Source organism: Rugosimonospora acidiphila, assembly GCF_039543385.1.
Taxonomy (GTDB): Bacteria; Actinomycetota; Actinomycetes; order Mycobacteriales; family Micromonosporaceae; genus Rugosimonospora; species Rugosimonospora acidiphila.
Map to the genome: position 1 here is coordinate 1 of NZ_BAABJQ010000075.1, position 3,890 is coordinate 3,890.

Here is a 3,890-nt window from a genome sequence, read left to right on the forward strand (position 1 = left end):
TGGTGGTGTTGCGGTCGCGGTTGTTGTTGGGGTTGGCGGGTTCGGGTGGGATGGTGTCGGTCGCGGCGGGGGCCGATGTGGTGGAGGGGTTGTTGCCGGCGGGGGTTGGTATCGCGGCGGTGAATGGCCCGTCGGCGACGGTGGTGTCGGGGCCGGTGGATGGACTCGAGGAGTTTCGGGAGCGGTGTGAGGGGGCGGGGCTTCGGGTGCGGGTGTTGCCGGTGGATTACGCGTCGCATGGTCCGGCGGTGGAGGTGTTGGAACACGAACTTGTCGAGGTGCTGTCCGAGATCCGGCCTCAGCCGGCAACGGTGCGGTTCTTCTCGACGGTGACCGGTGGTTGGGTGTCGGGTGAGGAGTTGGACGCGGGGTATTGGTATCGGAATTTGCGGCAGCGGGTGTTGTTGGATCGGGCGGTTGAGGTGTTGGTGGGTGAGGGGTTCGGGGTGTTCGTGGAGTGCTCCGCTCATCCGGTGTTGACGGTGGCTTTGGGTGAGCGGGACGGTGTTCACGCGGTGGGTACGTTGCGGCGGGATCAGGGTGGTTGGCGGCAGATGTTGACCGCGGTGGGGCAGGCGCATGTGTTGGGGGTGCCGGTTGATTGGTCGGTGGCGTTGCCGGGCCGGTACCCGCACGTTGACCTGCCGACGTACCCGTTCCAACGCGAACGCTACTGGCTTGACGTCAAACCGGCCGTGGAGACCTCGGTCGACCCCGACCGCTGGCGGTACCGGATCGAGTGGCCGACCATGCCCGACCTCCAGGACACCCCGCTCACCGGAGCCTGGCTGGTCATCGCCGACGACGACCTGGTACCGACCACCCTCGCCGCTCATGGGGCCGACGTCCGTACCCTGCCGTGGACCGCGGGCCCGGCGGAGCTCGCCGAAGGCCTTGACGACCTCGACCTCGCCGGCGTCGTCGCCGTGCGGCCCGGACTGACCTCGCTGCTCACGCTCGCCCGCGACCTGATGAACCGCGCGCACGGTCCACGCCTGTGGGTGGTCACCGAGGAGGCGGTCGGCGCGAGCGGCACCGCCCCCGACCCCGGGCAGGCGGAGCTCTGGGGCGCCGCCCGCGTCATCGCGCTGGAAGACCCGGGGCACTGGGGCGGCCTGATCGACATCTCCGGCGACCCGGGCCCGCGCCTCGCGTCACTGCTCGCCGCGGCCGGCGACGAGGACCAGCTCGCCCTGCGGGCGGACCAGGTACACGTCCGGCGGTTGATTCCCGCACCCGCCGGGGAACCGACGGGATGGTCGCCCGCGCACACCACGCTCATCACCGACCTCGACGGCTACCAGGGCGCCCGCATCGCCCGCTGGCTGGGCCGGTGCGGAGCCCAGAGCATCGTGCTGGCCGTCGCCGCCGAGCCGGATGCCGAGGAGGCCGCCGCGCTGCGCGCCGAACTCGCCGAGGCCGGCGCCGAACTGACCATCCGGCCCTGTGACGTCGCCGACCGCGACGACCTCGCCGCGTTGCTCGCCGAGATCTCCGGCGGCGGCCGTCGCGTCCGGCACGTGTTCCACCTCGCGACCGTCCCGGAGCTCGCCCTGGTGGAAGACACCGACGACGACCTCGTCGCCCGGGTGCTGCGCGCCAAGGCCGGCGGCGCCGACAACCTTGACGAACTGCTCGGCGACGAACTGGACAGCTTCGTTCTCTTCTCCTCGATCGCCGGGGTGGTGGGCAGCGCCCGGCACGCCGCGTACGCCGCCGCCAACGCGCACCTGGACGCACTGGCCGAACGCCGTCATGCCCGTGGCGCGGCGGCCACCGCCATCGCCTGGGGGGTGTGGGACGCCGCCGACGGTGTGGACCACGCCCGCCTGCGCGCCGAAGGCGTACCTCCGATGGCTCCGGCGGCGGCGCTCACCGCACTGCGCCACAGCCTCGACGCCGGCGACGTCGCGGTCGTCGTCGCCGACGTGCGCTGGGACCGGTACGCCCCGGCGTTCGCGGCGGCCCGCCCACGCCCCCTGCTCGACGGAGTTCCCGCCGCTCGCACCGCGATGCACGGCTCCCCGGAATCGGGATCCGCCGCCAAGGACGGTCCGTCGTCGCCACTCGCCGAGCGGCTGGCCGGTCTGGATGAGGCGGCCGCCACGGCGCACCTCAAGGATCTGGTGGCCACCGCCGTCGCCGCCGTGCTGCGGCATGACTCGCCGGCGACGCTCGACGCCGGGCGGGCGTTCGGCGAACTCGGGTTCGACTCGCTCACCGGCGTCGACCTGCGTAACCGGCTCGGCGCGGCCACCGGCCTGTCCCTGCCCGCCACGCTCGTCTTCGACCACCCGAACATCACCGCGCTCGCCCGCCACCTGCTCACCCGGATCCGGCCCGCCGAGGTCGAAACGCGCGGCCCCGCGCTGTCGGCCCGCGCCGACGAGCCGATCGCCATCGTCGGCATCGGCTGCCGGTTCCCCGGCGCCGTAGCCTCGCCCGAGGACCTGTGGCGGCTGGTCGCCAGCGGCACCGACGCCATGGACGTCTTCCCCGACGACCGCGGCTGGGACCTCGACGCGATCTACGACCCGGAGCCGGGCCAACCCGGCCGCACCTACGCGCGTCACGGCGGGTTCCTGTCCGCCGCGACCGTCTTCGACCCCACCTTCTTCGGCATCTCGCCGCGTGAGGCGCTGGCCATGGACCCACAGCAGCGGCTGCTGCTGGAGATCACCTGGGAGGCGTTCGAGCGGGCCGGGATCGACCCGCACGACGTACGCGGCGCCCAGGTCGGTGTGTTCGCCGGGACCAACGGACAGGACTACCTGCCCCTGCTCCAGCGGTCGACCGCCGAGGGACTGGAGGCGCTCGCGGGTGTGGGGAACGCGGCCAGCGTGTTCTCCGGGCGCATCGCGTACACCTTCGGCCTTGAGGGGCCGGCCATCACCGTGGACACCGCGTGCTCGTCCTCGCTGGTGGCGCTGCACCTGGCAGTGCAAGCGCTGCGGCGCGGGGAGTGTTCCATGGCGCTGGCCGGCGGCGCGACCGTGATGGCGACCCCGGGCATGTTCGTCGACTTCAGCCAGCAGCGCGGCCTCGCGCCGGACGGACGGTCCAAGTCCTTCGCCGAGGCGGCCGACGGCGCCGGCTTCTCCGAAGGTGCGGCGATGCTGTTGGTGGAGCGGTTGTCGGATGCGCGGCGGTTGGGTCATCCGGTGTTGGCGGTGGTGCGTGGTTCGGCGGTGAATCAGGACGGTGCCTCGAATGGTTTGACGGCGCCGAATGGTCCGTCGCAGCAGCGGGTGATCCGGGCGGCGCTGGCGGACGCGGGCCTGACTCCCGGCGACGTGGACGCGGTGGAGGCGCACGGTACGGGTACGACCCTGGGTGATCCGATCGAGGCGCAGGCTCTACTGGCGACGTATGGCCAGGACCGGTCGGAGGATCGGCCGTTGTGGTTGGGTTCGGTGAAGTCCAACTTCGGTCACACGCAGGCCGCGGCTGGGGTCGCGGGTGTGATCAAGATGGTGGTGGCGATGCGGGCCGGGCTGCTGCCGCGCACGCTGCACGTGGACGCGCCGTCGTCGCAGGTGGACTGGTCGGCGGGTCAGGTCCAGCTGCTGACCGAGGAGCGGGAGTGGGCCGGCGACCGGCCGCGCCGGGCCGGCGTGTCGTCGTTCGGCATCTCCGGCACGAACGCACACGTGCTGCTGGAGCAGGCTCCGGTAATGGACCTGACTCCCGCCGCCGAGCAGGAGCCGGCGCCGGTGGAGCAGGTGTCGGTGCCTGGTGGTGTGGTGCCGTGGGTGGTGTCGGCTCGTTCGGTGGAGGCACTGGGCGCGGCGGTGGGTTCGTTGGCCGAGTGGGCGTCGGCTGGCTCGGTGGATGTGGGTGCGGTGGCTGCTGGGTTGGTGGGTCGGTCGCGGTTCGAGTATCGGGCGGTG

At 72.4% G+C, this 3,890-nt stretch carries 1 protein-coding gene; it reads left to right on the forward strand.

Going from position 1 to position 3,890, the window contains the following annotated elements; all coding sequences use genetic code 11:
• Positions 1-5: 5 nt before the first annotated feature.
• Positions 6-3,890, forward strand: a 3,885-nt coding sequence (locus ABEA87_RS42060) for an SDR family oxidoreductase (RefSeq protein WP_345639399.1), incomplete at its 3' end; no start/stop codon positions are given.